At 71.8% G+C, this 26,696-nt stretch carries 26 protein-coding genes and 1 pseudogene; 15 read left to right on the top strand and 12 right to left on the bottom strand.

Translation table 11 applies throughout. The annotated features are described in order from the left end of the window. Nucleotides 1-261: 261 nt before the first annotated feature. From EES41_RS22485 to EES41_RS22465, 6 genes and pseudogenes are all read right to left on the bottom strand, one after another. Nucleotides 262-1,326, bottom strand: a complete 1,065-nt coding sequence (locus tag EES41_RS22485; RefSeq protein WP_123080045.1) for a BMP family protein — start codon at nucleotides 1,324-1,326, stop codon at nucleotides 262-264. A gap of 229 nt (nucleotides 1,327-1,555) precedes the next feature. Then, nucleotides 1,556-2,800 carry an amidohydrolase gene (locus tag EES41_RS22480; protein ID WP_123080044.1) on the bottom strand — a complete coding sequence of 415 codons (1,245 nt, stop codon included), beginning with the start codon at nucleotides 2,798-2,800 and terminating at the stop codon, nucleotides 1,556-1,558. Nucleotides 2,801-2,937: 137 nt separating this feature from the next. Then, nucleotides 2,938-4,095 (bottom strand): hypothetical protein, encoded by a 1,158-nt coding sequence (locus EES41_RS22475; RefSeq protein WP_123080043.1) that lies wholly within the window; start codon nucleotides 4,093-4,095, stop codon nucleotides 2,938-2,940. Between the two features lie 79 nt (nucleotides 4,096-4,174). After that, nucleotides 4,175-5,083: an N-acetylneuraminate synthase family protein gene (locus tag EES41_RS43125; protein WP_008742058.1), complete on the bottom strand. Its 909-nt coding sequence runs from the start codon at nucleotides 5,081-5,083 to the stop codon at nucleotides 4,175-4,177. 387 nt (nucleotides 5,084-5,470) lie between these two features. Beyond that, a pseudogene (locus EES41_RS43120) lies at nucleotides 5,471-5,854 on the bottom strand (NTP transferase domain-containing protein); the annotation flags it as partial. Then, on the bottom strand, nucleotides 5,851-7,266 hold the full coding sequence (locus EES41_RS22465; RefSeq protein WP_123080041.1) for a DUF6716 putative glycosyltransferase: 1,416 nt from the start codon (nucleotides 7,264-7,266) through the stop codon (nucleotides 5,851-5,853). The pseudogene EES41_RS43120 and the gene EES41_RS22465, both read right to left, overlap by 4 nt. 176 nt (nucleotides 7,267-7,442) lie before the next feature. Here EES41_RS22465 and EES41_RS22460 point away from each other — a divergent pair, with 176 nt between their 5' ends. Genes EES41_RS22460 through EES41_RS22450 form a run of 3 tightly spaced genes read left to right on the top strand, consistent with a single transcriptional unit; the run spans nucleotide 7,443 to nucleotide 10,869 of the window. After that, on the top strand, nucleotides 7,443-8,417 hold the full coding sequence (locus tag EES41_RS22460; RefSeq protein ID WP_123080040.1) for a glycosyltransferase family 2 protein: 975 nt from the start codon (nucleotides 7,443-7,445) through the stop codon (nucleotides 8,415-8,417). Between the two features lie 2 nt (nucleotides 8,418-8,419). Further along, nucleotides 8,420-9,775 carry a polysialyltransferase family glycosyltransferase gene (locus tag EES41_RS22455; protein ID WP_123082632.1) on the top strand — a complete coding sequence of 452 codons (1,356 nt, stop codon included), beginning with the start codon at nucleotides 8,420-8,422 and terminating at the stop codon, nucleotides 9,773-9,775. Continuing rightward, complete coding sequence (locus tag EES41_RS22450; protein WP_073773714.1) at nucleotides 9,772-10,869, top strand: acyltransferase; 1,098 nt, start codon at nucleotides 9,772-9,774, stop codon at nucleotides 10,867-10,869. The genes EES41_RS22455 and EES41_RS22450 overlap by 4 nt, the downstream gene beginning before the upstream one ends. Before the next feature lie 32 nt (nucleotides 10,870-10,901). On the opposite strand, the gene leuE is transcribed toward EES41_RS22450, so the two are convergent. Together leuE and EES41_RS22440 are read right to left on the bottom strand one after the other, a co-directional pair. Continuing rightward, nucleotides 10,902-11,552 (bottom strand): leucine efflux protein LeuE, encoded by a 651-nt coding sequence (gene leuE, locus EES41_RS22445; protein ID WP_123080039.1) that lies wholly within the window; start codon nucleotides 11,550-11,552, stop codon nucleotides 10,902-10,904. A 45-nt stretch (nucleotides 11,553-11,597) separates the two neighbouring features. Then, nucleotides 11,598-13,178, bottom strand: coding sequence for a methylmalonyl-CoA mutase (locus EES41_RS22440; protein ID WP_123080038.1), 1,581 nt, complete (start codon nucleotides 13,176-13,178; stop codon nucleotides 11,598-11,600). A gap of 162 nt (nucleotides 13,179-13,340) precedes the next feature. Here EES41_RS22440 and EES41_RS22435 point away from each other — a divergent pair, with 162 nt between their 5' ends. After that, a complete protein-coding gene (locus EES41_RS22435) occupies nucleotides 13,341-14,243 on the top strand; it encodes a L,D-transpeptidase family protein (RefSeq protein ID WP_164495912.1) in 903 nt (300 codons plus the stop codon). A 209-nt stretch (nucleotides 14,244-14,452) separates the two neighbouring features. Here EES41_RS22435 and EES41_RS22430 read toward each other — a convergent pair whose 3' ends face one another. Together EES41_RS22430 and EES41_RS22425 are read right to left on the bottom strand one after the other, a co-directional pair. Continuing rightward, a complete protein-coding gene (locus EES41_RS22430) occupies nucleotides 14,453-15,511 on the bottom strand; it encodes a hypothetical protein (protein WP_123080037.1) in 1,059 nt (352 codons plus the stop codon). Next, entirely contained in the window at nucleotides 15,511-16,242 is a 732-nt protein-coding gene (locus EES41_RS22425; protein WP_123080036.1) for an RNA polymerase sigma factor, read from the bottom strand. Before EES41_RS22425 ends, EES41_RS22430 begins: the two co-directional genes overlap by 1 nt. A 361-nt stretch (nucleotides 16,243-16,603) precedes the next feature. Between EES41_RS22425 and EES41_RS22420 the strand changes: the two genes are divergently transcribed. From EES41_RS22420 to EES41_RS22370, 11 genes are all read left to right on the top strand, one after another. Further along, nucleotides 16,604-17,281, top strand: a complete 678-nt coding sequence (locus tag EES41_RS22420) for a 2-oxo-4-hydroxy-4-carboxy-5-ureidoimidazoline decarboxylase (protein WP_241845916.1) — start codon at nucleotides 16,604-16,606, stop codon at nucleotides 17,279-17,281. Between the two features lie 152 nt (nucleotides 17,282-17,433). Continuing rightward, entirely contained in the window at nucleotides 17,434-17,814 is a 381-nt protein-coding gene (gene sdhC / locus EES41_RS22415; protein WP_123080035.1) for a succinate dehydrogenase, cytochrome b556 subunit, read from the top strand. A gap of 8 nt (nucleotides 17,815-17,822) precedes the next feature. Then, entirely contained in the window at nucleotides 17,823-18,320 is a 498-nt protein-coding gene (locus EES41_RS22410) for a succinate dehydrogenase hydrophobic membrane anchor subunit (RefSeq protein WP_073773720.1), read from the top strand. Nucleotides 18,321-18,343: 23 nt separating this feature from the next. Continuing rightward, on the top strand, nucleotides 18,344-20,098 hold the full coding sequence (gene sdhA, locus EES41_RS22405) for a succinate dehydrogenase flavoprotein subunit (RefSeq protein ID WP_123080034.1): 1,755 nt from the start codon (nucleotides 18,344-18,346) through the stop codon (nucleotides 20,096-20,098). Continuing rightward, nucleotides 20,098-20,865, top strand: coding sequence for a succinate dehydrogenase iron-sulfur subunit (locus EES41_RS22400; RefSeq protein ID WP_123080033.1), 768 nt, complete (start codon nucleotides 20,098-20,100; stop codon nucleotides 20,863-20,865). The genes sdhA and EES41_RS22400 overlap by 1 nt, the downstream gene beginning before the upstream one ends. A 198-nt stretch (nucleotides 20,866-21,063) precedes the next feature. After that, a complete protein-coding gene (locus EES41_RS22395) occupies nucleotides 21,064-21,663 on the top strand; it encodes a Uma2 family endonuclease (RefSeq protein WP_123080032.1) in 600 nt (199 codons plus the stop codon). Nucleotides 21,664-21,733: 70 nt separating this feature from the next. Then, nucleotides 21,734-22,288, top strand: coding sequence for a hypothetical protein (locus EES41_RS22390; RefSeq protein ID WP_164495911.1), 555 nt, complete (start codon nucleotides 21,734-21,736; stop codon nucleotides 22,286-22,288). An 81-nt stretch (nucleotides 22,289-22,369) separates the two neighbouring features. Continuing rightward, nucleotides 22,370-23,125 (top strand): alpha/beta fold hydrolase, encoded by a 756-nt coding sequence (locus tag EES41_RS22385; protein WP_123082630.1) that lies wholly within the window; start codon nucleotides 22,370-22,372, stop codon nucleotides 23,123-23,125. 88 nt (nucleotides 23,126-23,213) lie between these two features. After that, entirely contained in the window at nucleotides 23,214-23,618 is a 405-nt protein-coding gene (locus tag EES41_RS22380; RefSeq protein WP_123080030.1) for a hypothetical protein, read from the top strand. Nucleotides 23,619-23,621: 3 nt separating this feature from the next. Next, a complete protein-coding gene (locus tag EES41_RS22375) occupies nucleotides 23,622-24,068 on the top strand; it encodes a thiol-disulfide oxidoreductase DCC family protein (protein WP_123080029.1) in 447 nt (148 codons plus the stop codon). A gap of 11 nt (nucleotides 24,069-24,079) precedes the next feature. After that, nucleotides 24,080-24,820, top strand: coding sequence for a TetR family transcriptional regulator (locus EES41_RS22370; RefSeq protein WP_123082629.1), 741 nt, complete (start codon nucleotides 24,080-24,082; stop codon nucleotides 24,818-24,820). On the opposite strand, the gene EES41_RS22365 is transcribed toward EES41_RS22370, so the two are convergent. Next, the gene (locus EES41_RS22365) at nucleotides 24,817-26,382 is read right to left on the bottom strand and encodes a metallophosphoesterase (protein WP_123080028.1); all 1,566 of its coding nucleotides are present in this window, start codon (nucleotides 26,380-26,382) and stop codon (nucleotides 24,817-24,819) included. The genes EES41_RS22370 and EES41_RS22365 overlap by 4 nt on opposite strands. Further along, nucleotides 26,379-26,624 carry an SCO4848 family membrane protein gene (locus tag EES41_RS22360; protein ID WP_008744012.1) on the bottom strand — a complete coding sequence of 82 codons (246 nt, stop codon included), beginning with the start codon at nucleotides 26,622-26,624 and terminating at the stop codon, nucleotides 26,379-26,381. Before EES41_RS22360 ends, EES41_RS22365 begins: the two co-directional genes overlap by 4 nt. Nucleotides 26,625-26,696: the final 72 nt, after the last annotated feature.

Genomic DNA, 26,696 nt, shown 5'->3' with positions numbered 1-26,696 from the left:
CGGGGGGGCTGGACGCGTTGATGACGCACTCTCCTTGGCGCGGAAGGAGCTGGAAAATGCCTTGCGGCAGGGGGACAGGGCGGGGAGAGAAGGTATCGCGTCCACGATGCCTCTACGCGCGTAGCACTGTCTGAAGTGAAAATTTGTGACCAGGTAGATGATCACAGGGTTCACGGACGCGGTTCGGGGCCCGGGAGCGGTGGAGACCGCGTTCCCGGACCCCGAGACCGTTACTTCACGTACTTCACGTCAGGGACGGCCCTACGGGGCGGTCTTGACGGTGATCTTCTTGGCGATGATGTCGGCCTTGGCCTTCTCGACCGCGGCGGTGACGTCCGTCATCTGCTTGTACGCGGGGTTGGAGTCGGCCAGGCCGACGCCGTCCTTGTCGAGGCCGTAGCGGATCTCACCGGTCTGCGGCTTGCCGTCCTCGACCGACTTGATCAGGTTGAAGACCGAGTCCTGGACGTCCTTGGTGACCGAGGTCAGGATCTTGTCCTTGTACTTCGACAGACCGGCCTGGTTGTACTGGTCGGAGTCGACGCCGATGGCCCACTTGCCGGCGGTGGCGGTGGCCTCGATCGCACCGGAACCGGCGAGACCGGCGGCGGCGTAGATCACGTCGGCACCCTTGGCCAGCTGGCCCTGGGCGGTGGCCTTGCCGAGGTCGGGCTTGGCGAAACCGGAGAAGTCCGGCGGCTGCGTCAGGTAGGCCGACAGCACTTCGGCGTTCGGGTTGGTGTCCTTGACGCCCTGCGTGAAGCCCGCCTCGAACTTCTTGATCAGCGGAACCTCGACACCGCCGATGAAGCCGACCTTGCCGGACTTGGACGCCTTGGCGGCGGCGACGCCGGCCAGGTAGGAGCCCTGCTCCTCGTTGAACACCAGGTTGGCGATGTTCTTGTCCTGCACCGAGGTGTCGTCGATGAGGCCGAAGGTGGTGTTCGGGAACTTCGCGGCGACCTTCTTGATGGCCGGCGCGTACGCGAAACCAACACCGATGACCGGGTTGTTGCCCTTGCGCGCGAGCTCGGTGAGGCGCTGGACCTTGTCGGCCTCGCTCTCGCCCTCGCTGGGCTCCGCCTCGGCACCCTTGATCTTCAGGTCCTTCTGAGCCTTCTCCAGACCCGCGAACGCGGCGTCGTTGAAGGACTGGTCGCCGCGGCCGCCGATGTCATACGCGATGGCTGCGGACTTGCTGCTCGACGACGACTCCGACGAGGACGCGGTGGAGTCGGACGACTTCTTTCCGCCACAGGCGGTGGCCGAGAGGGCCAGCGCCGCGGACGCGATGCCCACGGTGGCGATCCTGGTGATCCGGCGCAAGGGGAGGCTCCTTCAAAACCTGACCGAAGCGCCACGACCGGCGCTGGTTTCGCGGCGATCGTAACGCGCGTAGATGTCAGTTAAAGGCCCGTTCATGAGTCGTTATCGGATCGTCGCGAACCGGACAGTGACCGATCGGTGACTGCGCTCGTGTCCAGCCCTTGCGTACCAAGGGCTGGACACGGCTACCGGCGGACCTGCGCATGTTGTACGGAATCCGGCCCCCAGGTCACCGGACCGGCCCGGTGCGGCGTCCGTCGATCAGTGCGGCGGCCGTGAAGAACTCCACTCCGACGCCGATCGCGGACTCGTCCACGTCGAAGTCCCCGCGGTGCAGGTCGTGCTTGGTGCCGGAGCCGGGCGCGCGGACCCCCAGGCGGGCCATGGCTCCCGGGACGTGCTCCAGGTACCAGGAGAAGTCCTCGCCGCCCAGGCTCTGCTCGGTGTCCTCGACGGACTCCGCGCCGCGGCGGGCCGCCATCGACTCCCGGAGCAGTTCGGTGATCACCGGGTCGTTGACGACCGGCGGCACCCCGCGCACGTAGGTGATCTCCGACTTGGCCCGGTGCAGCGTGGCGACCTCGTCGATGGCCGCGTGGATCTGGTCGGGAGCCTCGTGCCAGGCGTTGATGTCCAGGCAGCGCACGGTTCCGGACAGTTCCGCGTGCATCGGGATCACGTTGCAGGCGTGCCCCGCCTCGATCCGGCCCCAGGTGATGGACATGCCCGAGCGGGCGTCCATCCGGCGGGCCAGCACGGCCGGTACGTCGAGGGCCACCCGGGCCGCCGCCGTGACCAGGTCGGTGGTCAGGTGCGGGCGGGCGGTGTGCCCGCCGGGGCCGTCGAGGCTGACCTCCAGCCGGTCGCAGGCCGAGGTGATCGGACCCGCGCGCAGCCCGATCCGGCCCGCGTCGACCCGGGGGTCGCAGTGGACGGCGATGATCTTGCCCACGCCGTCCAGCACCCCGGACTCGATGGCCTCGCTGGCCCCGCCCGGGAGCACCTCCTCGGCGGGCTGGAACAGCAGCCGCACCGCGCGGGGCAGCATCCCCTGCCGGTCGAGCTCCGCGAGCACCAGGCCGGCGCCGAGCACGATCGTGGTGTGCACGTCGTGGCCGCAGGCGTGGGCGCGGTCCGGGAAGGTCGAGCGGTACGGGACGTGGGTCTTGGCGTCCGGAATGGGCAGGGCGTCGATGTCCGCGCGCAGGGCCAGGATCGGCCGGACCCCGTCCCAGGTGCCCACGTCACAGACGAGGCCCGTTCCGGACTTCAGCACCCGTGGTCGCAGGCCGGCTTTCTCCAGCCGGGCCTTGATCGCCGCCGTGGTGCGGAACTCCTGGTGTCCTAGCTCGGGGTGCATGTGCAAGTCCCGACGGAAGGCGATCAGTTCGGCACGCAGGTGGTCCGGAAGCTTGCCGGGCAGCTCGGGCCGGTCGGGCGTGCCGGGCTGGGCGGTCTGGGACTCGCGGGACATCAACTGGTTCACCTGTTGAAGGGTAGGCCCACCCACCCGCCAACTGGCTGGAGATCACGAAAAGTTCATGCCGTTAGGGGAAAGAAACCCGGCCTCTGGACGCATGACCGGATGCGCCCGGGGGTAAACTCGCGCGCTCATCCGGCCGCCGGAGCCGCCTGGGCGGGGAGTCTGCGCACATCACGGGCCGTGTCGGTGACCCCCGCCAGGAAGCTGCGGGCGCGCGGCGAGGCCGTCCCGGTGAGCCAGCCGGGGTCGATGCCGCATACGGCGACGGTCACCCCGGTACCGGTCAGTGCGTACGGCAGCGTGTGGACGACCGTAGACGGAAAGCTGACGATCGTACGACCGACCGGGCCGCGCCGGGCGATCAGTTCCAGCGGGAGGTCCGGGCGGACGATCTCCAGCCCGGTCGCCTCGCTCAGCGCCCTGAGCTTGTCCGGGGACTCCCGGCGGTGCGCGAAGTAGCGGGTGGCCCCGTACGTCCGGGTCAGGGTCCGCACCGCTTCGAGGTAGCGGGCGGGCTCGACGACCCCGGTCTCCACGAGGGAGGTGCCGACCAGGTCGGTGCCCTTGGTCAGGCGCGGCGGGCCGAACCGGGCGCGGGTCCAGGCGAAGTCGTTGACGCGCAGGGTCATGCCGCCGTGGACGGTGACGGGCATCGAGCTGAACACCTCGACGCGGCGGCCGTGGCCGACGGCCGGGGTGAAGCGGCGCCGGGCGGTCGCCGAGACCGGGGCGTACGCGAGTTCGCGCACCCGGCCGGGCAGGCCGCCGCCGCCCACCCGGTGCCAGCGCACCAGACGCTCGCCGCGGGCGGTCTGGGCGACGAACTCCATGGTGGCGGTGCCGTCGTCGACCACGACCAGCTCCTGCGCCCTCACCAGGGTGAGCAGCAGCTGTACGTAGCGGGAGAACGGGTCGCCCACGACGACCCGGCGGGCCCGCCGCACGTCGCGGGAGAGCGCCGCGAGGGCCCTGAACGGCGCGAGGCGGCCGCCGCGGGCCTCCTGCCAGTGCACCTCGTGGCCCTCGTCCCGGGCCAGCCCCGCCATCCGGCGCAGCTGACCGCGGGACATCGGGTCCACGGGCGGCAGTACGACGATCCGCACTCCGGTCGCGGCCTCGGCGGCCGGCCGGCCGGCCGGGGTCCGCCGGGCCGGCTGGCTCGGGACGCCGCTGAGCAGCCCTCCCCCGCCCTCCCGCGCGGCGGCCTGGGCGTGCGCCCATTCCAGCACGTTGAGCAGCTGGACCGGGCTCTCGACGAAAGCCAGGGTGGAGTCTGAAGGGGTCACCACGTACTCCTCGTCAGGGGCGGGGCGGAACGTCGTACTGCGGCCGGCCGGACGCGGTCGGACCGGAGGGGGCCTGCGGTCAGACGCCGGCGAGGTCGCCCTGGACGCGGCGGAGCTTCTTCATCGGGCCGAGCTCGGACTCGTAGACCTTCTTGACGCCGTCACCGAGGGCGGTCTCGATGGTGCGGATGTCGCGGACCAGGCGGGTCAGGCCGCCCGGCTCGACGGAGGCGGCCTGGTCGGAGCCCCACATCGCGCGGTCGAGGGTGATGTGGCGCTCGACGAAGGCGGCGCCGAGGGCGACGGCGGCCAGGGTGGTCTGCAGGCCCGTCTCGTGGCCGGAGTAGCCGATCGGGACGTTGGGGTACTCGTCGCGCAGGGTGTTGATGACCCGCAGGTTGAGCTCCTCGGCCTTGGCCGGGTACGTCGACGTGGCGTGGCAGAGCAGGATGTTGTCGCTGCCGAGCACCTCCACCGCGTGGCGGATCTGCTTCGGGGTGGACATGCCGGTGGAGAGGATGACGGTGCGGCCGGTGGCGCGCAGGGCGCGCAGCAGCTCGTCGTCGGTGAGGGAGGCGGACGCCACCTTGTGGGCGGGGACGTCGAACTTCTCCAGGAAGGCGACGGCCTCGGTGTCCCACGGGGAGGCGAACCAGTCGATGCCGCGCTTGGCGCAGTGCTCGTCGATGGCGCGGTACTGCTCCTCGCCGAACTCGACGCGGTGGCGGTAGTCGATGTAGGTCATCCGGCCCCAGGGGGTGTCGCGCTCGATGTCCCACTGGTCGCGCGGGGTGCAGATCTCCGGGGTGCGCTTCTGGAACTTCACGGCGTCACAGCCGGCCTCGGCGGCGGCGTCGATGAGGGCGAGGGCGTTCTCCAGCTCGCCGTTGTGGTTGATGCCGATCTCGCCGACGACGTAGACGGGCCGGCCGGGGCCGGCGGTGCGCCGGCCGAAGGTGCGCAGACGGGAGTTGGCGTTGGCGGTCATGGCAGGTGACGTCCTTCGGTGCGAGGGTGCGGGGGTGTGCTCAAGGGGTGTGAGCGTCGGGTCGGATCGGTCGCCCCTGGCCGGCGGTACGTCGAACAGGGGGGCGAGCAGCCGGGCGCGGGCGAGATCGTGCGGATCGTCGATCTCCAGCACCCGGGCCGGGTCGGTCGCGACGGGCAGGGTGCGCCCGAAGAACCGGTGCCGGGCGGTGCGGAATCCGGCGGCGTCCATCGCGTAGGCGGCGCCGGTCTCCAGCAGGTCTTGGGGGCGGTCCTGGCGGCGCGGGCGAACGGCCTCGTCGTGGTTGACGCCGTGGCCGGCGCCGTCCCGGGTGCGCCAGAGGAACCCGTGGAAGGGGGCGACGGTCAGCGCCGAGTCGGCGTCGCCGGCCGCGACGGCGGCGGCCACCGATTCCACGTCGGAGGAGGTCAGGAAGGGGCTCGTGCACTGGACGAGGAGGACCACGTCGACGGTGACCGAGCGCGGTTCCTCGAAGGCGTCGAGGGCGTGCAGCACGGCCGCTTCGCTGCTCGCGGTGTCCCCGGAGATCGCGGAGGGGCGGCGGATCACCGTGGCCCCGGCGGCGGTGGCCGCCGCGGCGATGTCCTCGCCGTCGGTGGAGACCACCACGTCGGTCACGGTCGGGGCGGCGAGGCAGGCCCGTACGGCGCGGGCGACGAGCGGGATCCCGGCGACCTCGGCCAGGTTCTTGCCCGGGACGCCCTTGGACCCTCCCCGGGCGGGGATGACGGCCAGAACTCGGCGGCTCACAGTTCTCCCATTCGGCGGATGAGCGGGGCCACGCGCTGGACCCCGTGTCGGTAGAGCCCGCGGGCGGCGTCGCGCAGGTGCGAGCGGAGCCGGCGGCGCAGCCGCGACGGCTCGGCGCCCTCGCGGGCGGCGCCGGGCAGCGGGGTGCCGTCGGCGGCGAGGTGGTGGCGGGCGAGGATCCCGGGCAGGTACCGGGGGGCGGTGGTCAGCGTGTAGTACGGGGCCACGGGCGGGAGCCCGGGCAGCTCCAGCAGCGCGGCGAGGCGGGCCCGCGCGGCGGCGAACACGTCGGCGTCTGCGGCGGCGTCTGCGGCGGTGGCGTCTGCGACGGCCCCGGCGGCGAGTGGGGTGGTGGCGAGCGGGGTGGTGGCGAGCGGGGCCACGCCCTGCGCCGCCAGCCACTCCGGGTCGCCCTGCGGCAGCAGCCCCGCGTCCAGTTGGTCCCAGGAGGCCAGGCAGCCCGAGCCGAGGAAGTGGTGGTTGCCCAGCGCCTCGCGGATGCCGAGGTCCGTCAGGACGGCCGTCGGGATGCCCCGGTGCAGGGACTCCAGCGCGGCGGTGGACGACACGGTGACCAGCAGGTCGGCGCCGTCGAGGACCTCGCCCATGTTCCCGTACGCGAGGCGGCAGTTGGCGGGGAGGCCGCCGGGGACCTTCGCGGCGAGCCGCTGGTACGGCTGCTCCTCCAGGTGCGTGGTGTGCTCCCCGGGCCGGCTGCGCAGTTTGACCAGCACCTCCCGGTCCGGGTGCAGCCGGGCGTGTCCGGCGGCCCGCTCCAGCAGGTACGCGCGGTCGGCGCGGCTCTCGGGCACCGAGGGCTGCACGGCGAAGACGACCGTCGTGGCCCGGCTCCCGGCCGGCTCGTACGCGGCCCCGCCGAGGAAGGGCAGCACGGTCTCGGTGACGCAGCCCGCGTCGGCGCCCACCCCCTCGTACACGGCGCGGAACCGCTGCGCGTCGTGGCGGGAGTTGGCGAGGACGAGGTCGGCGCCGTGGCGCAGCAGCAGCCCGTCGGCGAGCTTCTCGTACACGACGCCCACGTACCCGGTGACGATCACCGGGCGGGCGGCCGGGTCGGGCCACAGGGCGCGGACGCCGTGCAGAACGGCCTGGACGGCCCCGCCGACGAGGGCGAGGACGACCACGTCGTAGCGCTCGCGCTCGATGTCCGCGAGGAACTCCGCGCAGGTCACCTCGGTCAGCCGGTCGGCCCGGACCCCCACCTCGCCGAGCTGGCGCGCGGTGGGGGTGGCCCGGCCGCGCAGCAGGTGGCCGGTGAGCCGGTGGCCGGGCGCGAGGCGGCGGGCGGTGAGGGCGCCCCATTTCCACCGCGTATCCGAATCGGCGAGTACGGCGACCCGAAGAGGAGAGCGGGGAGCGGAGCGTTGCGCTGATCGATTGCTGACTGGCACGCGGCAGAAGCTATTCCGCAATTTCGGTGATCGGCCCAACGACCGCACAACAGCGGGTTAACAACCCGTCTACGTCATGCGAATCCGCACCGGTTAACTCCCCCGCCCCGCTTCGTTCACATGGAATATGTATGCGGGCCATGGTGAATGCCGGACGACGGCCTAACGTCTCGCAGGTGTTCAAGCTCTCTGTTGTCGTGCCGTTCTACAACGTGCAGACATATGCACCGGATGCCCTGAAAAGTCTCGCGCTCAACGCCCGGGACGACTTCGAGTTCCTGCTCGTCGACGACCACTCGACGGACGGGACTCCCGACCTTCTGGAACGGGCCGCGCGGGAGCTGCCCGGCGCGGTGCACCTGCGCCACGAGCGCAACGGCGGTCTGGCGACCGCGCGGAACACCGGTCTGGACGCGGCCCGGGGCGAGTACCTCGCCTTCATGGACGGCGACGACTGGCTGGCGCCGGGCCACCTGGCCCGTATGGTGGCCGCCATTGAGGCCCTGAACTGCGATTTCGTCCGCAACGACCATGTCAGGGTCACCGGGCGGGCCCGCTCCGTGCAGCGCGTTCCCTTCGGTGCGCACGGGGTCGTCGCCGATCCGCGTTCGGGGATCCTGCCCGCGGACCGGGCCACCTCGGTGGACTATCCGTACGCCTGGGCCGGGATGTACCACCGGCGGCTGCTGGACCGGGGCCTGCTGCACTTCACCGACGGGCTGCGGACGGCCGAGGACCGGCCCTGGATCTGGCGGCTGCACCGGGAGGCGAAATCCTTCGCGGCGGTCGGAATGCCCGGAATCTTCTACCGTCGCGGGGTTTCCACCTCGCTGACGCAGATCGGCGACGAGCGCCAGCTCGATTTCATGCGCGCATTTGACCAGGTGATTTCGGAAACCGCGGCCGACCGGGAATGTGATCTTCTGCTCCCGAAAGCCGTGCGAACGTATTGTGCGATCATCGCGCACCACAACGGGTCTCTTGAAAGGTTCGAACCGGCCGTGGCCAAGAAACTCCGTTCGATGAGCGCGGCCGCGCTCGGGCGCATGCCCCAGGACGTCCTGGACCAGGCCCTGGCCTCGATGGACGCCGACCGCTCCGCCCTGCTGCGCAGGCTCCGCCGCCGCACCCCGTCGGGGGCGGCAGCGTGAGCCTGACGCAGATCTTCATCGGCTCCACCCTCTACGGGACGGCCACCCTCGCCGCCGCCGTGGACGCCGGCAGCTTCCCGGCCGCCGACCGCCGGATCCTGCTGACCAGCGACCACGCCCTCGCCGCCGAGGTCAGCCCCCGGCTCGCCGACATGCCCGGCTTCGCCACCCTGAGCACCCGCTTCGACGAGGTCCTCGACTGGAACGCCGTCATCGAGCCGCAGCACCCGAGCTCCTGGTCCCCGCGCGCGGACGACGTCCCCCTCTGGGAGCGCCACCTGCGCACCCTGTGGGGACTCGGCGACGACCGCGTCGAGCTGATCGTGGAGTCCCTCCAGGTGCCGCCCGCGCAGAGCCTGTGCCAGCTCTTCCCCGGCGCCGCCGTCGACGTCTACGCCGACGGACTGATGAGCTACGGGCCCACCCGCGTCCGGCTCGACCCGCAGATCGGGATGCGGGTGCGGCGGGTGCTGCACCTGGACCTCGTACCCGGGCTGGAGCCGCTGCTGCTCACCGAGTTCGGCGTACCGGCCGAGCTGGTGCCGACCGAGGAGTTCCTCAAGGTCCTCGCCGAGCTCGCGGCCGTCGCCCCGGACGGCGCGCGCCCGCCCGCCTCCGAGGAGGCCCCGGCGCTGCTGCTCGGCCAGTACCTCTCCGCCCTCGACCTGATCAGCCCCGCCCAGGAGGAGGAACTGCACGCCGAGATGGTCCGCGGCGCGTTCGCCCTGGGCCACCGGGAGCTCGTCTTCAAGCCGCACCCCAGCGCCCCCGCCCTGTACGCCCGCCGGGCCGAGGCCGAGGCCGAGCGGCTCGGCGCCCGCCTGACCGTGCTGGACAGCCCGGTGCTCGCCGAGGTGCTGTACCAGCGGGTCCGCCCGGCGCTGGTCGTCGGCTGCTTCTCCACCGGGCTGCTGACGGCCGCCACCCTGTTCGGGCTGCCCGTCGCCCGCGCCGGCACGAAGACGGTGCTCGGCCGCCTCTCCCCGTACCAGAACAGCAACCGCGTCCCGCTCACCGTGGTCGACGCGCTGCTCCCCGACCTCGCCGACACCGACGCCGTGCGCGGCTGGAGCGCCCCCGGCCCCGAGGAGGTCTCCTCCCGGCTGGGCGGCCTGCTGAGCGCCGTCGGCTTCGCGATGCAGCCGCGGATCCTCGTCGAACACCGCGGGGCGGCCGAGGCGTACCTGACCCGCCACCTCGACGAGCGCACCTGGCGCTACTTCAGCCGGCGCCGGCTGGCGAGCCAGGGGCTGCCCGGCGGCATCCCCGCCCAGTTGACCTTCCTCACCCGCAGCCCGGCCGTGCGCCGCGCCGTCCGCCAGGTCCGGCGGGTCCGCCGGATGCGGGGCAGGCGATGACCGCCGCCCCGGCGATACCGGCCGCGCGCACCGGGGCCGGACCCGCGCCGAAGGCCGGGGGCGACCGGCTGCGCGCCCTGGACGGGCTGCGGCTGCTCGCCGCGCTGATGGTCGCCGGGTACCACTACGGCGGGCGCGGCGGGGAGGTGGCCAAGGCCTGGGGGGCGTCCCCGAACAAGATGTTCCCCGAGGCCTCGACCTGGTTCGCGTACGGCCCGCTCGGCGTCCAGATCTTCTTCGTCATCAGCGGCTTCGTGATCTGCATGAGCGCCCAGGGCCGTACGGTCCGCGCCTTCGCCGCCTCGCGGGCCGCCCGGCTCTACCCGGCGTACTGGGTGGCACTGATCCTGGTCACGGTCGCGGTCGAGGCGGTCTCGCCCTCCGACTTCCTGCTCAACCTGACGATGCTCCAGCAGCCGCTGGGCGCCGACCGGGTGCTCGGGGTGTGCTGGACGCTCTGGGTCGAGCTGCGGTTCTACGTCCTGTTCGCGCTCTGCGTGGTCCTGCCGGGCGGCGGCCGCCGCCGGACCCTGCTGTTCTGCGGGGTCTGGACCGTCGCCGCCGTCCTCGTCGACGCGGGCGACCCGGCGGGCAAGGCGTTCCTCAGCCAGGCCCTGATGCCGCAGTACGCGCCGTTCTTCATCGGCGGCATCGGCCTGTACCTGGTGCACCGCGACCACCGCGACCGGCTGGCCTGGGCCGTGGCCCTGACCGGCTGGCTGATCGGGCAGCACTACGCGGTGGCGGGGCTGTGGCACGCGCCGAACCCGAAGTTCTTCTCGTACCGCAGCTCGCTGGTGATCATCGCGATCGTCACGGCCGGGTTCGCGGCCGTCGCCCTGGTCGCCCTCGGCAAGCTGGCGTGGGCGCGCTGGAGGTGGCTGACGGTGGCGGGGGCGCTGACGTACCCGTTCTACCTGGTGCACGAGCACCTGGGGTGGGTGGTCATCAAGGCCCTGCACCGCGGGGCGGGCATCCCGGCGCCGGCCACCTTCGCGCTGACGCTGGTGTTCATGCTGGCCCTGGCCTGGGGGATCCACCGGCTGGTGGAACGCCCGCTGGGCCCGAAACTCCGCAGACTCCTCGACGGCTGACGGTCCGCCGGCCGACCGCGCCGACCGGCCGGCTAACTGACGGCGAGCTTGGCGGCGAACCCGAGGAAGAGGACGGACGCCGCCGAGGTCGCGCCGACGGAGAGCCGCTTGCGGCGGCGGAAGGCCTCCGAGAGGCGGGTCCCGCCGAAGATCAGCAGCGTGAGGTAGAGGAAGCTGCCGGTCTGCAGCAGCGCGCCGAGGACCAGGAAGGACAGCGCCGGGTAGGCGTAGCCGGGGTCCACGAACTGCACGAAGAAGGAGACCAGGAACAGGATCGCCTTCGGGTTGAACAGGCTGATCAGCAGCGCCCGCCGGTACGGCCGCTCGGTGTCGCCCTCCGGGGCGGCGGCCTCCGCCGCGACGCCCTCCTCGCCGTGGCGGGAGCGCCACAGCGCCCAGGCGCCGCGCATCATGCCGATGGCGAGCCAGGTGAGGTACCCGGCGCCGAGCAGCTTGACGACGCCGAACAGCATCGGACTGGTCCGCAGCAGCGAGGCCGCCCCGGCGGCGGCGAGCACCATCAGCACGGCGTCCCCGGTGAACACCCCGGCGGCGGCCTTGTACCCGGTCCGCACCCCGCGCCGCGCGGCGACGGAAAGCACGTAGAGCGAATTCGGCCCCGGCAACAAAATGATCAATATGAGGCCGGCGATATAGGTCGGCAGATCCGTGACACCCAGCATGTGCAGGAGTGTCGCACGGGTACGCGCCTGTCGCGCCACCCGGTTTCACCATGTGGAACCGGTCGGCTCGTACGTCCCCCAGACCTCGCGCAGGGTGGTGCAGACCTCGCCGATCGTGGCGCGGGCGCGGAGGGCTTCCTTCATCGGGTAGAGGACGTTCGCCGGGCCCGCCGCCGCTTCGCGCAGGGCCGTGAGGGCGGCGGTCACCGCCGGGGTGTCGCGGGTCGCCCGCAGGCGCGCGAGCGACTCGCACTGGCGGGCCTCGATCGCCGGGTCGACCCGCAGCGGTGCGTACGGCTCCTCCCGCGCGAGCGCGAAGCGGTTGACGCCGACCACCACCCGCTCCCCGCTCTCCTGCTCCCGCGCGATCCGGTACGCGTTCCGCTCGATCTCGCCCTTCTGGAACCCGGCCTCGATCGCGGCGACCGCGCCGCCCAGGTCCTCGACCCGCCGCATCAGCGCGAGCGCCGCCGCCTCCAGTTCGTCGGTCATGCGCTCCACCGCGTACGACCCCGCGAAGGGGTCCACCGTGTGCGGTACGTCCGTCTCGTACGCCAGCACCTGCTGCGTGCGCAGGGCGAGCCGCGCCGACTTCTCCGTCGGCAGCGCGATCGCCTCGTCGAAGGAGTTGGTGTGCAGCGACTGGGTCCCGCCCAGCACGGCGGCCAGCCCCTGTACGGCGACCCGTACGAGGTTCAGCTCGGGCTGCTGCGCCGTCAGCTGGACCCCGGCCGTCTGGGTGTGGAAGCGCAGCATCTGCGACTTCGGGTCCCGCGCCCCGAACTCCTCCCGCATGACGCGGGCCCAGATCCGCCGGGCGGCGCGGAACTTCGCGACCTCCTCCAGGAGCGTGGTGCGGGCGACGAAGAAGAACGACAGCCGGGGCGCGAACTCGTCCACCGCCATGCCCGCGCCGATGGCGGTACGGACGTACGCGATCGCGTCGGCGAGGGTGAAGGCGACCTCCTGCGCGGGCGAGGCCCCGGCCTCGGCCATGTGGTAGCCGGAGATGGAGATGGTGTTCCACCGGGGGATCTCGGCCCGGCAGTAGCGGAAGGTGTCGGCGGTCAGCCGCAGGGAGGGGCCGGGCGGGAAGATGTAGGTGCCGCGCGCGATGTACTCCTTCAGGACGTCGTTCTGGATCGTCCCCGTCAGCCGCTCGCCCGGGATGCCGTGTTCCTCGGCGACGAGCTGGTACAGCAGCAGGAGCAGGGCGGCGGGCGCGTTGATGGTCATCGAGGTGGAGACCCGGTCGAGCGGGATCCCCTCGAACAGCACCCGCATGTCCTCGACGGAGTCGACGGCCACGCCGACCTTGCCGACCTCACCGTGCGCGAGCGGGGCGTCGGAGTCGTGCCCCATCTGGGTGGGCAGGTCGAAGGCGACCGAGAGCCCGGTGCCGCCGCCCTCGATGAGCTGGCGGTACCGGGCGTTGGACTCGGCGGCCGTGCCGAACCCGGCGTACTGCCGCATGGTCCAGGGCCGGCCCGTGTACATCGTGGGATAGACCCCCCGGGTGTAGGGATATGACCCTGGTTCACCCAGTTTGTCCGTCGGGTCCCAGTCCGTCAGGGCCGCCGGCCCGTAGACGGGTTCGATCGGGATCCCGCTCTCGGTGTTCGCCATCTGCCCGTGACCCTCCGCACTGGGGGTACTTCCGCCGCGACGGCCCGGTCCGGGCCCCGGTCACAATGGCGCAACATCGGACGGCCGGGCGCAACTCTCCACGCCCGGCAGGCATCACCTAGATAAACGCAGACAACACGACTGGGAATTCGGGGGACCGCCATGCACCGCCAGAGAGTAATGGCCCGCACGCTCGGCCTGGCCACCGCCGTCGCGCTCGCCGCGACCGCCTGTGGGCCGCAGAAGACGGAGAACACCGGCTCCGCTCCCACGGCCCCCTCCGCGTCCGCGGCGGTCACCACCCCCGAGAGTTCCCCCTCCTCCGACGACAAGCCGGCCGGCGATTCCTCCGCGTCGCCGTCCCCCTCCGCGTCTTCGGCTTCCCCCTCCGCCTCCGCGTCCGCCTCCTCCTCCCCGTCGGCCTCGCCGTCCGTCAAGGCGATCATGGCGAACGGCGACGACAGCGAGCAGGTGCGCGAGCTCCAGGCCCGCCTGAAGCAGCTCAAGCTGATGGCCGTCGCGCCCACCGGCTTCTACGGGTCGAAGACGACGGCGGCGGTCAAGTCCTTCCAGTCGAAGAACGGGCTCACCGCGAGCGGCTCCGTGGACGCGCAGACCTGGAAGAAGATCCAGGGCCTGACCAAGAAGCCCACCGCGGACGAACTGCGCCCGCCGACCGTCAACGAGGTCGACGCGCCGGACCCGCGCTGTATGACGGGCCGGGTGATGTGCATCAGCAAGGAGAGCCGCACCCTCGCCTGGATGATCGACGGCAAGGTGGTCTCCACGATGGACGTCCGCTTCGGCTCGGAGAACACCCCGACCCGCGAGGGCGTGTTCGACGTGGGCTGGAAGGCCAAGGAGTGGACGTCGACGATCTACCACACGCCCATGCCGTACGCGATGTTCTTCAGCGGCGGCCAGGCGGTGCACTACTCCGCGGACTTCGCGGCCCGCGGCTACGGCGGCGCCTCGCACGGCTGCGTCAACGTCCGTGACAAGGCCAAGCTGTCGAAGCTCTTCGACGACGTGAAGGTCGGCGACAAGGTCGTCGTCTACTGGTGACCGGACCCCGCCGGGTCGTCGGCGGGTCCGGAGATTAATGGGCGCGGGCGGGACCGGGGGAACGTGTCCCGCCCGCGCCGGTTGCGCAGAGCCCAGAGGTACGGGGGGAACCCCGGCTCATGCGCGGCCGATGACCAGTCGGCTCGATATGTACTGCGCCGGCGGCTCGAAAAGTGTTACAGCCGTGTGTGACGGGGGGCCGGGACGCGTTACAGCCGGCTGCGGAAGCCGAGCGATCCGCGCGTGGCGGTCGGGGTCGGGGCCTGTAGGGCGTCGCTCCCGGGGCCGGGGCCGTCGGTCGTCGACCGCCCCGAACCGCTGGAGGTCCCCGTGGCGCCGGCGATGTCGCCGTCGCGGGCCACGTCCAGCAGCGCCTCGCAGTACCTCGCGATCCGCGCGGTGCCCCGGGCCAGCTTCGACAGCCGCTCGCGCCGGTCGTCGTTCATCTGCCCCGCCCGGTAGGCCTCGCACAGGTCGGCGGCCTTGACCGTGTTCTCCCGGTCGCGGTCGCGGTCCCGCTCGCGCTCCTTGGTGCCGGCCGTCGGCCGGTCCTGGCCGCCGTCCTTGACGGCGCCGCCGCCGGAGGCGGGCGGCGAGGAGGTCCCGGCGGCGCCGCCCACCGCCGCATGCCCGTCCGGGTCCGGGGCCGCGTCCACGCCGGCGTCCTGGCCGGGCGAGTGCGAGGGTCCGACGGAGGCGAAGCCGCCGCCGCCGAACGGCTCGGTGGGCCGCGCCTGCGGGGAGCGCAGCGGCCGCAGGCCACCGCCGTCCCCGGTCGGCGCCGGATTCCCCCCGGTGCTCACGGACACCGACGGCAGCGGTCCGGCGGAGGTGTGCGAGCCCTGGTCCAGCAGCCCGGTCCCGACGGCCGCGGCCAGTCCGCCGACGGCGACGCTCGCCAGCGCGGCCGCCAGCCCGAACCGGACGGCCGTATTCCGCCGCGGCGGGCGGGTGCGTACGAGGAGTTCGGCCGCGCGGTGGTCCTCGCGGCCGAGTTCCACCAGGGGTTCGTGGGCCGCCGCCGACCCGGGCTCCTCGGGCCGGACCGTGCCGTGCGCCGCGCGGAAGGCGGCCAGGGCGGCGGCCTCGCCGGGCAGCTCCGGGCCGGCGGCCGGGTGCGGGAGGGTCGGGGCGAGGGTGTCGAGGGCGGCGCGGAGGCGGTCGGCCTCGGCCCGGGCACGCTGGTCGGCGACAGGTCCGACCGGTGCTCCGCGCAGCAGTTCGTCCGCCGCGGCCTGGTCCAGCCACCTGTTGCGCTCGTCGGCCATCACATGTCCTTCTGCGTCCGCCAACGTGAATGCGTCACACCGGTTTGTTCTACGAGGCTCCCGCCGGGGCCGCGCTGCGCCGGAACGGCATCGAGATCCCTCTCGCCTCCGCCGTCCCGCGTCCGGCCTCCGGCATTATGGCCGACCGGAGGGCCGGTTCCGGAAGCCCCCTCCTCGGCCAGTTCGCTGCTGAGCAGCTCCGCCAGCTTCTTCAGGCCCCGGTGGGCGGCGGTGCGGACGGCGCCCGGGCGCTTGCCGAGGGTCTCCGCCGCGCTCTTCGCGTCGAGTCCGACGACCACCCGGAGCACGACGGCCTCGGCCTGGTCCTGCGGGAGGCGGGCTATCAGCGCCATGGTGCGGCCGGTGGACAGGGACTCCATCGCGAGGCCCGCCGTATCGCTGTCGGCGGTGTGGTTCGTGAGTTCGCTCTCGTCGCCGCCTATCGCGGGGCGGCGGCCGCGCATCCGGATGTGGTCGAGGGCGCGGTTGCGGGCGATGCGGGCGGCCCAGCCCCGGAAGCGGTCCGCGTCGCCGGTGAAGGAATCGAGGTCGCGGGCGATCTGCAGCCAGGCCTCGGAAGTGACGTCCTCCGCGTCGCCGTCGCCGACGAGCGTCCGTACGTATCCGAGCAGGCGCGGGTGCACGGCGCGGTACACAGTACGGAACGCGTTCTCATCGCCGTGCTGTGCCGCGAGCACCGCGGCGGTCAGCTCCGCGTCGTCCCCCAGCAAAGTCCCCAACCCGTTCACTGTCCTGTACGTGTGGCGCAAATCAGCACGTTACGGCTTTCAGGCACCTTCGTCCACGAGTTGTACAACCTGCAACCAAACCTGCGCGGAGCGAGGTGTGACACAAAACGCACCCGAGGCGCTGACTGGAGTACGGGCTTGTCGCACGAGTCCGTGACGGATGGCGACCGGGGCCTCTCCTGTGGGGGGTGGCGGCCTCGGTCGTCCTCCCCCTCACACGGCCCCGCGGGGTCGCCCGTTCAGTGGGTCCGGCGCGTTCACACATGCCTCACGTCATCCTTTCGGCTCACTTCCGGGTGAAAACCTCATTCGGGTACAGCACACCCGGCCGCGCCTCGATAGCGTGGCGGCACACCCGCGCCGCGCACCGAGGAGCCCCCCGCTGTCCAGCCACCTTCCGGCACAGGCCCCTGGGGGTGAGCGGGGCACTCCCGGGGCGAAGCCCGGGGGGCGCTCCACCGTCCCCGGCGGAGCCCCCGGCCACGGCCCCGGGCTGACGCGGTTCAACGCCCTCTCCCACGAAGACGCCCACGCCATCCTGCTGCACTGCTGCGGAAGCCGGCGCTGGGCCCACCGCGTCGCCACCCACCGCCCCTACCCCGACGCCGCGTCTTTGCTCGCCGCCGCGGACGAGGCCTCGTACGACCTCTCGCAGGCGGACCTCACCGAGGCGCTGAGCGGCGAGTTCCCGGCGGAGCTGGGCCGCGGCGCCCCGTACGCGGCGCTGCTCGCGCTCGACGCGGCCCACGCGCAGTACGAGCGCACCTTCGGCCACGCCTTCGTGATCTGCCTGGCCGGACACCCCCCGGAGGAGCGGGCGGACCAGCTGCTGGGCGCGATCCGGCGCCGCATGACCCACGAGATCGACGAGGAGCGGGCCATCTCCGCGGACGAGCTGCGCCGCCTCGCGCAGGCCCGACTCGCCGACCTGATGGACCGACTGCCGCGGCTGTTGGACCGGGCGGCCCCGGGCAATGGGCTGTTCGCAGCGGATTTCGGGCTATTTTCCCCTGTGGGATAGCCCGTCCGTGCCTGTTTGATCACACCGATGACCCCCGCGCGAAGGAACCGACAAAGCGTCGCTACGATGTCCGGGGCCGGTGGACCGTACCCGGCCGGGCCCGACCGACAACGAAGCCGGCTGGCCCCCGCCCCGCTTCCGGAGGGTTTTCCGTGCCGGCTGGAACGTTGTACCGCGGCCGGGAAGGAATGTGGTCCTGGGTGGCTCATCGAGTCACCGGCGTCCTCATTTTCTTCTTCCTGTTCGTACACGTCCTCGACACCGCTCTCGTCCGCGTCTCTCCCGAGGCGTACGACGATGTCGTGGCTACCTACAAAAATCCGATCGTCGCGCTGCTGGAGTACGGCCTCGTCGCCGCAATCCTCTTCCACGCGCTCAACGGTCTCCGTGTCATCGCCGTGGACTTCTGGTCCAAGGGCCCGCGCTACCAGAAGCACATGCTCTGGTGGGTCGTGTCCCTCTGGGTCTTCCTGATGATCGGCGCCCTGTACCCCGTACTGGGCCACGCAGCTGCTGAACTGTTCGGGAAGTGACGCGCGCCATGTCTTCGAACAACACAGTTTCTGACGCTTCCTCCGCCCAGGCGGCCGGCGCGGTGGAGGACGTGAGCCTCTACGACGTCGACAACCCGGCGCCCTACATCGAAGCCCCGCGCAAGCGCACCGGCAAGACGCCGCGCTCGACCCGCGGCAACTTCGAGATGGTCGCCTGGCTCTTCATGCGCCTCTCGGGCATCGTCCTCGTGGTGCTCGTCATCGGCCACCTGCTGATCCAGCTGGTGCTGGACGGCGGCGTCTCCAAGATCGGCTTCGCCTTCGTGGCGGGCCGCTGGGCGTCCCCGTTCTGGCAGGTCTGGGACCTGCTGATGCTGTGGCTGGCCATGCTGCACGGCTCCAACGGTCTGCGTACCGTCATCAACGACTACGCGGAGCGCGCCAACACGCGGCTGTGGCTGAAGGGCCTGCTCTACACCGCCACGGTGTTCACCATCCTTCTGGGCACGCTGGTGATCTTCACCTTCGACCCGAACATCCGCTAGGCAACGGGGCTGAGGCGAAACCAATGAAGATCCACAAGTACGACACCGTCATCGTCGGCGCGGGTGGCGCGGGCATGCGCGCCGCCATCGAGTCGACGAAGCGCAGCCGCACCGCGGTGCTGACGAAGCTCTACCCCACCCGCTCCCACACGGGTGCCGCGCAGGGCGGCATGGCCGCCGCGCTGGCCAACGTGGAGGACGACAACTGGGAGTGGCACACCTTCGACACGGTCAAGGGCGGTGACTACCTGGTCGACCAGGACGCCGCCGAGATCCTGGCGAAGGAGGCCATCGACGCGGTCCTCGACCTGGAGAAGATGGGCCTGCCGTTCAACCGCACGCCGGACGGCACCATCGACCAGCGCCGCTTCGGCGGTCACTCCCGCAACCACGGCGAGGCGCCGGTCCGCCGGTCCTGCTACGCCGCGGACCGCACGGGCCACATGATCCTCCAGACGCTGTACCAGAACTGCGTCAAGGAGGGCGTGGAGTTCTTCAACGAGTTCTACGTCCTGGACCAGCTCCTGGTCGAGGTCGACGGCGTCAAGAAGTCGGCCGGTGTGGTCGCGTACGAGCTCGCCACCGGCGAGATCCACGTGTTCCAGGCGAAGGCCGTCATCTACGCCTCCGGCGGCACCGGCAAGTTCTTCAAGGTGACCTCCAACGCGCACACCCTCACGGGTGACGGCCAGGCGGCCTGCTACCGCCGCGGCCTGCCGCTGGAGGACATGGAGTTCTTCCAGTTCCACCCGACGGGCATCTGGCGCATGGGCATCCTGCTGACGGAGGGCGCCCGCGGTGAGGGCGGCATCCTCCGCAACAAGGACGGCGAGCGCTTCATGGAGAAGTACGCGCCGGTCATGAAGGACCTCGCGTCCCGTGACGTCGTCTCGCGCTCCATCTACACCGAGATCCGCGAGGGCCGCGGCTGCGGTCCCGCCGGTGACCACGTGTACCTGGACCTGACGCACCTGCCGCCGGAGCAGCTCGACGCCAAGCTCCCGGACATCACCGAGTTCGCGCGCACCTACCTGGGCATCGAGCCGTACACGGACCCGATCCCGATCCAGCCCACCGCGCACTACGCCATGGGCGGCATCCCGACCAACGTCGAGGGTGAGGTCCTGGCGGACAACACCACCGTCGTCCCGGGCCTGTACGCGGCCGGCGAGGTCGCGTGCGTGTCGGTGCACGGCGCCAACCGTCTGGGCACCAACTCGCTGCTGGACATCAACGTCTTCGGCAAGCGCTCGGGCATCGCCGCGGCGAAGTACTCGCAGGAGAACGACTACGTCGAGCTCCCCGAGAACCCGGCGCAGCAGGTGGCCGACCTGGTCGAGCACCTGCGCAACTCCACGGGCAAGGAGCGGGTCGCGGAACTGCGCCTGGAGCTCCAGGAGACGATGGACGCCTGCGTGATGGTCTTCCGTACGGAGCAGACCATCAAGACCGCGGTCGACAAGATCGCGGAACTGCGCGAGCGCTACAAGAACGTGTCCGTCCAGGACAAGGGCAAGCGCTTCAACACGGACCTGCTGGAGGCCATCGAGCTGGGCAACCTGCTCGACCTGGCCGAGGTCATGGCCGTGTCCGCGCTCGCGCGCAAGGAGTCCCGCGGCGGTCACTACCGCGAGGACTACCCGAACCGCGACGACGTCAACTTCATGCGCCACACCATGGCGTACCGCGAGGTCGACGACAACGGCCAGGACTCCGTCCGGCTGGACTACAAGCCCGTCGTCGTCACCCGCTACCAGCCGATGGAGCGTAAGTACTGATGGCCACCCCGACCCTGTCCAAGACGGACGAGATGGAGGCGGCGGCCGCGGCCTCGCCCTTCATCACGGTCACGTTCCGGATCCGCCGCTTCAACCCCGAGATCTCGGACGAGCCGCAGTGGCAGGACTTCCAGATCGAGATCGACCCGAAGGAGCGCGTGCTCGACGGTCTCCACAAGATCAAGTGGGACCTCGACGGCACGCTGACCTTCCGTCGCTCGTGCGCGCACGGCATCTGCGGCTCCGACGCGATGCGGATCAACGGCAAGAACAGGCTCGCCTGCAAGACGCTGATCAAGGACATCAACCCGGAGAAGCCGATCACCGTCGAGGCCATCAAGGGCCTCACGGTGATGAAGGACCTCGTCGTCGACATGGAGCCCTTCTTCCAGGCGTACCGCGACGTCATGCCGTTCCTGGTCACCAACGGCAACGAGCCGACGCGTGAGCGCCTGCAGTCCGCCGAGGACCGCGAGCGCTTCGACGACACCACCAAGTGCATCCTGTGCGCCGCGTGCACGTCCTCGTGCCCGGTGTTCTGGAACGACGGCCAGTACTTCGGCCCGGCGGCGATCGTCAACGCGCACCGCTTCATCTTCGACTCGCGCGACGAGGCCGGCGAGCAGCGGCTGGAGATCCTGAACGACAAGGACGGCGTGTGGCGCTGCCGCACGACCTTCAACTGCACCGATGCCTGCCCGCGCGGCATCGAGGTCACGAAGGCGATCCAGGAAGTCAAGCGCGCCCTGATCACGCGCCGCTTCTGACCTCCGGTCCCCGCTCGTACGAGGGCCCCGCCCCGGTGTTCACCACCGGGGCGGGGCCTTCGTCGTCTGGTCGTCCGTAGGGGTGGAGTCCGCGCGGATGAACCTTTCACCGGGCGGACGCCCGGCCCGGACGGGGGTACGGTCACCGGCGTCGCCCCTGTCCGATCGTCGTCCGCACTCGCCCTGTGAGGTCCCGCGATGTCCGCTCTCGCCCAAGAGGCCTGCTGTGACCGAGGGCTCGATGAGGTGCTCTGGCAGGCCCGGAAGGCCATGGACCTTCCGGAGGGCTACCGGGCCGAGATCATCGAAGCGGCCATCGAGGTGCTGCCCCCCGGCCGCCGTCGCCACGACGTCCTCGCCCACCGCCTCCGTGGAGCCCTGGATGCCCGGCTCGCCGGCAGCGGCTTCCAGGTCCACCAGGACATCGACGTCGTCCACGGCCGGAAGGTGTGCGCCCCCTGCCTCTTCGTGGCGTCCGAGGATCTGGCGGCGATCCGCGACAAGGAAGGGTGCGGCGTGGACGCGACCCGGGTGTCCCTGGTCGCCGGGGTCGTGGCCCCCGGCGCGGACGCCCACAGCCGGGACGAGAAGCGTCGGCGGTACGCCCTGGCCGGGATCCCGGTCTACGTCGTCATCGATGACTTCACCGATGAGGGCACGGTGACCGTGTTCAGCTCCCCTGACCCGGACAAGGGGACCTACGCCACCAAGACCACCGTCTCGTACGGCACCCCCGTCACCGTCCCCGAGGGGCCCGCCAAGGGCCTGGTGATCGGCGAGGAGGTCACCCGGCCGTAAGTGGTGGGTGGGGAAGGGGTTCTGACGGGGGGTACGGTGCGCGGGGATGCCCTGTGGAAGGATCGGCCGTATGAGTGAGCAGCAGCCGAATCCGTACGCGAGTGACCCCGGCCAGGCGCCGGGTGACTACAAGTGGGGCCCCGGTCAGGCCAGTTACGGTTACCCGCAGCCCTACCCGCAGCCTCCGGCGCACCAGCCGACCGTTGGCGGTGCGGGGTTGCCGATTCCGCAGCAGCCGCCGGCACCCGGGTACGCGCCCGGGCCCGGGCCCGGCGCGGTTCCCGGCCAGGGCCTGTCCATCGGGGACATCAGCATCGCCGGGGACCAGATCATCACCCCGTCGGGCACGATGCCGCTGCGCGGCGCGATGTGGAACGCCACGGACCTCTCGCGCACCGAGGAGAAGATGCCGGCCCACGCGGTCGTGCTGGCCATCATCTTCTTCCTGTTCTGCCTGCTCGGGCTGCTGTTCCTGCTGATGAAGGAGAAGCGGACGACCGGCTACATCCAGGTCACCGTGCACAGCGGCGGCCGCCACCACTCCACGATGATCCCGGCGACCGACCCCAACTCATACGCCTGGGTGATGAACCAGATCAACTACGCGCGGTCGCTGAGCGTCTGATCCGGCGTCCGATTCGGCGTGCCCGGCCGGCCGCCCCGGAAAGGGGTGGCCGGCGCGGTACGGGTCCGGGACGATCAGGCCATGATCATTTCTCATGACGTGGCGGGACCCGCGAACGGGCCCGCCGTGCTGCTGCTGCACTCCTCCGTGTGCGACCGCCGGATGTGGGAGCCCCAGTGGGCCCCGCTGGCCGAGGCCGGCTTCCGGGTGGTCCGCGCGGACTTCCGGACCTGCGGGGACTCCCCCGCCGCCGAGGCCCCGTACAGCGACGACGGTGACGTGCTGGCCCTGCTGGACCGCCTCGGCATCGAGCGCGCCGCGTTCGTCGGGTCCTCGTACGGCGGCCGGGTCGCGCTGCGGCTGGCCGCCCTGCACCCGGACCGGGTGCGTTCCCTGGCCCTGCTCTGCCCTGCCCGCCCCGCGCAGCGGCGCGGGCCGGCGCTGCTGGCCTTCAACGCCGCCGAGGGCGCCCTGCTCGACGCCGGCGACCTGGAGGGCGCGGCCGAGCTGAACGCCCGCCAGTGGCTCGGCCCGGACGCCGACGCGGCCGCGCACGCCCTCGTACGGACCATGCAGCTGGGGAACCTGCGGGGCGCCCTGGGGGCCTCCGGGGAGCACGAGCTCCCCGAGCCCGCCGTGGACCTGACGGCCGTCACGGTGCCCGTCCTCGCCGTCGGGGGCGCGCACGACATCCCCGATTTCCGGGACGTCCCCGCCGAACTGGCGTCGCTCGTCCCCGGCGCGCGCCACGTCGAGCTGCCGTGGGCGGGCCACCTGCCCTCCCTGGAACGCCCGGCGGAGACCACGCGACTGCTGCTGGACTTCCTGCGCCGCTGACCTGACCGCCCGTTCGCTTGAACCTGTTCAAAAGAGGGTCTACAGTCATGCCCATCAGCAATTGAACGCGTTCAAGGGGGCTGGGGCAATGGACCTCACCGTGGTTGCGTACGTCATCTACCTGATCGTCAGCATCGGCCTCACCGTCTGGGTGGCCCGCACCCTCAGCCGCAACGGCCGGATCTTCATCGCGGACGTCCTCCAGGGCAACGAGAAGCTCGCGGACGCCGTCAACCACCTCCTGGTGGTCGGGTTCTACCTCGTGAACATCGGCTTCGTGGCCCTCTACCTGCGCTCGGGCGAGACGATCCTCGAAGCCCGCGGCCTCTTCGAGGCGCTGTCGGTCAAGCTCGGCGTCGTCCTGCTGGTCCTCGGCTTCATGCACCTCGGCAACGTGTGGGTGCTGAACAAGATGCGCCGCCGGGGGATCATGGAGCGCCAGCAGACCCCGCCGGTCGCCCCGAACGCCTGGACCGCGCCGGCCGGGGCCTGACCGATGGCCACGCCGACGGTCGCGCCGGGGACGCCGGGGGCGGCCGTACGGCACCTCACGGTGCTGTACGACGCCCACTGCCCCCTCTGCGTCCACATCCGGCACTGGTTGCTCGGGCAGCGCCTGCTGGTGCCGCTCCGGCTCGTCCCGGCCGGATCCGAGGCGGCACGCCGGCGGTACCCGCTGCTGGACCACGCGGGGACGCTCCGCCAGATCACCGTGGTCGGGGACTCGGGCCAGGTGTGGAGCGGCACGGACGCCTTCATCGTGTGCCTGTGGGCGCTGGCGGAGCACCGGCCGAGGGCGAACTGGCTGGCCACCCCGGCCGGCCGGCCCTTCGCCCGGGCCGCCATGTACACGGCCTCCGCCTGGCGGTCGGCGGCCCGTGGCGACGGGGAAGCGGAGCCGGAAGAACCGGCCTGTGACGACCAGTGCGCCACACCCCGATAAAGTCGGACACCGTGACTGATCAGAAGGCTCCCAAGAGCGAGCAGACCCGCACGCTCATCCTCGAAACCGCGCTCCGGCTCTTCCAGGAGCGCGGCTTCGACAAGACGACCATGCGGGGCATCGCCAAGGAGGCGGGAGTCTCGGTCGGCAACGCCTACTACTACTTCGCGTCGAAGGAACACCTCGTCCAGGGCTTCTACGACCGGATCGGCGCCGCGCACCAGGCGGCGGTCCGGCCCATCCTGGACCATGAGACCGACCTGCAGAAGCGGCTCGCGGGCGTACTGACCAGCTGGCTGGACATCGCCGCCCCCTACCACGAGTTCGCGTCCCAGTTCTTCAAGAACGCCGCGGACCCCGAGAGTCCGCTCAGCCCCTTCTCGCCGGAGTCGGAGCCCGCGCGCAAGGCGGCCATCGACATGCACCGCGAGGTGCTGGCGGGCGCGAAGACGAAGGTGCCGGAGGAGCTGGCCGACGTACTGCCGGAGCTGATGTGGCTCTCGCAGATGGGCCTGGTCCTGTACTGGGTCTTCGACCGCTCCCCGGACAGCGAGAAGACCCGCCGCCTGGCCGAGCGCGGCGCGCAGCTCACGACGCGGGGCATAGTGCTGGCCCGGTTCCGGGTGCTGCGGCCGCTGGTGCGGGAGCTCCACGAACTGTTCGCGGACTTCCTGCCGGGCATGGCCCAGACGGCGGTGTCGCGCAAGCGCGCGTCGGACGCCGACCGGGACCCGGCGGCCGACAGGCCCTAGGCCTGGTACGAGGCGAGCTCGACGACCGTGATGTCGGACGGCGCCCCGACCCTGACCGGGGGTCCCCAGGCGCCCGCGCCCCGGGAGACGTAGAGCTGGGTGTCCCCGTAGCGCTCCAGGCCGGCGACGGTGGGGTTGGCGAGCTCGGCGAGGTAGTTGCCGGGCCAGAGCTGGCCGCCGTGGGTGTGGCCGGACAGCTGGAGGTCCACGCCGTGCCGGACGGCGTCGTGGATGACGATCGGCTGGTGGGCCAGGAGCACGGCGGCGCGGGACCGGTCCCGGTCGCCGAGGGCCGCCTCGAAGTCCGGGCCGTGGCCCTCGCTCTCCCCCTGGACGTCGTTGACACCGGCGAGGTCGAAGAGGGGGAGCGGGCGGCGGGCGTTCTCCAGCGGCGTCAGGCCGAGCTCGCGGACGTGGTCGATCCACTGCTGGGCGCCGGAGAAGTACTCGTGGTTGCCGGTGACGAAGTACGAGCCGTGGCGGGCCCGGAGGCCGCGCAGCGGCTCGGCGGCGGGGCCGAGGTCGTGCACGTTGCCGTCCACGAGGTCGCCGACGATGGCGATGAGGTCGGGCTGGGTGCGGTTGACGGTGTCGACGATGCGGGCGGTGTGGGCTCGGCCGAGGATCGGGCCGAGGTGGACATCGCTGACGACGGCGATCCGGAACCCGTGCGCCGCGCGCGGCAGCTTGGCGAGCGGCACCGTCACCCTCTTGACGCGGGGCCCGCGCATGACGCCGTACGTCCCGTACCCGACGGTCCCCGCGGCCGCGGCCACCGCCGCCCCACCGACGACCCGCGCGACGAACCTCCGCCGACTCAAGCCGTCCCCCGCCCCGGAGCCGCCCCCGGCCACCGGGGTGACCCCGGTGACCCCGGTCGCCACGGCGCCGCCGGGGGTGTCGGTGGGGGCCTGCGGCGCTGTTCCCCCACCCGCCCCTTCCCGAACCTGGGGCTCCGCCCCAGCCCCCGCCACGGCATCGCTCCGCGCGCCGAGCCCCGCCGGTACGGCCGGGGCCGCACCACCGAGCCCCGGCACGGCCGGGGCCGTGGCACCGCTCCCCGCAGGCACGGCCGAGGCCGCATCACCCAGCCCCGCACCCGCCGGAACGGCCGCGGCGGCACTACCCAGCCCCGCCGGCGATTGAGGCGCTGGGCCCGGGGCGGCGCTCCGGCTTGCCGCAGGCGCACCCGCCGGTACGGCCGGGGCGGGGTCGCCGGGCGGCGCGGGCTTGGGGGGTCGGGGGTGTGACCTCCGGAGGAGGAGGGCTCGGGCGGGTTCGGCCACGAGCATCGCCAGCGTGAGGTACAGCAGCACCGCCAGCCACATGAAGCCCGGCCAGGACACGGCCCGCTGGAGCCAGAACGGCGCGCCCGCGCGCCCGACGGTCAGGGCCGCCACCGCGAGGGCCGGCAGCGCGAAGGCCAGGGCCGTGCCCGCCCGGCGCCAGGCCCCGCCCGGCCGCGTCGTGTCGCGGACCAGGCGGATCCACAGCCACCGGTGGACCAGCACCAGCAGCCCCAGCACCGCCAGCGCGACCGCCGCGAAGATCACCACGGTCATCGCGGCGCACGCCTCAACGCGCGAACGCCACGCAGCCCGATCACACCAACGGCCGTCCCCAGGAGAAAGGACGTCACGGCCAGGAGAAAGTGGACCCAGAAGTAAGCCGTCGGATCTCCCGCGGCGTCAAACGCCAGGCCACTGCCGTTCTTCCACAGGTTCCGGACGAAGGACACCCAGATGAACCAGCTCCACACTCCGAAGGCGAGCAGGAACCAGGAGGCGGCGCGGCTGAGTCTCATGCCCCCAGTATCGGTTTCGTCCCCAGGACGGACGCGCGGGGGTGGGCTGTACCGGCAATGGTTGCGGCGGGT

Origin of the sequence: Streptomyces sp. ADI95-16, assembly GCF_003721495.1 — a bacterium.
Lineage (GTDB): Bacteria > Actinomycetota > Actinomycetes > Streptomycetales > Streptomycetaceae > Streptomyces > Streptomyces goshikiensis.
Note: the sequence above shows the minus strand (reverse complement) of the source record. Positions and strands in the feature narration are given on the sequence as shown.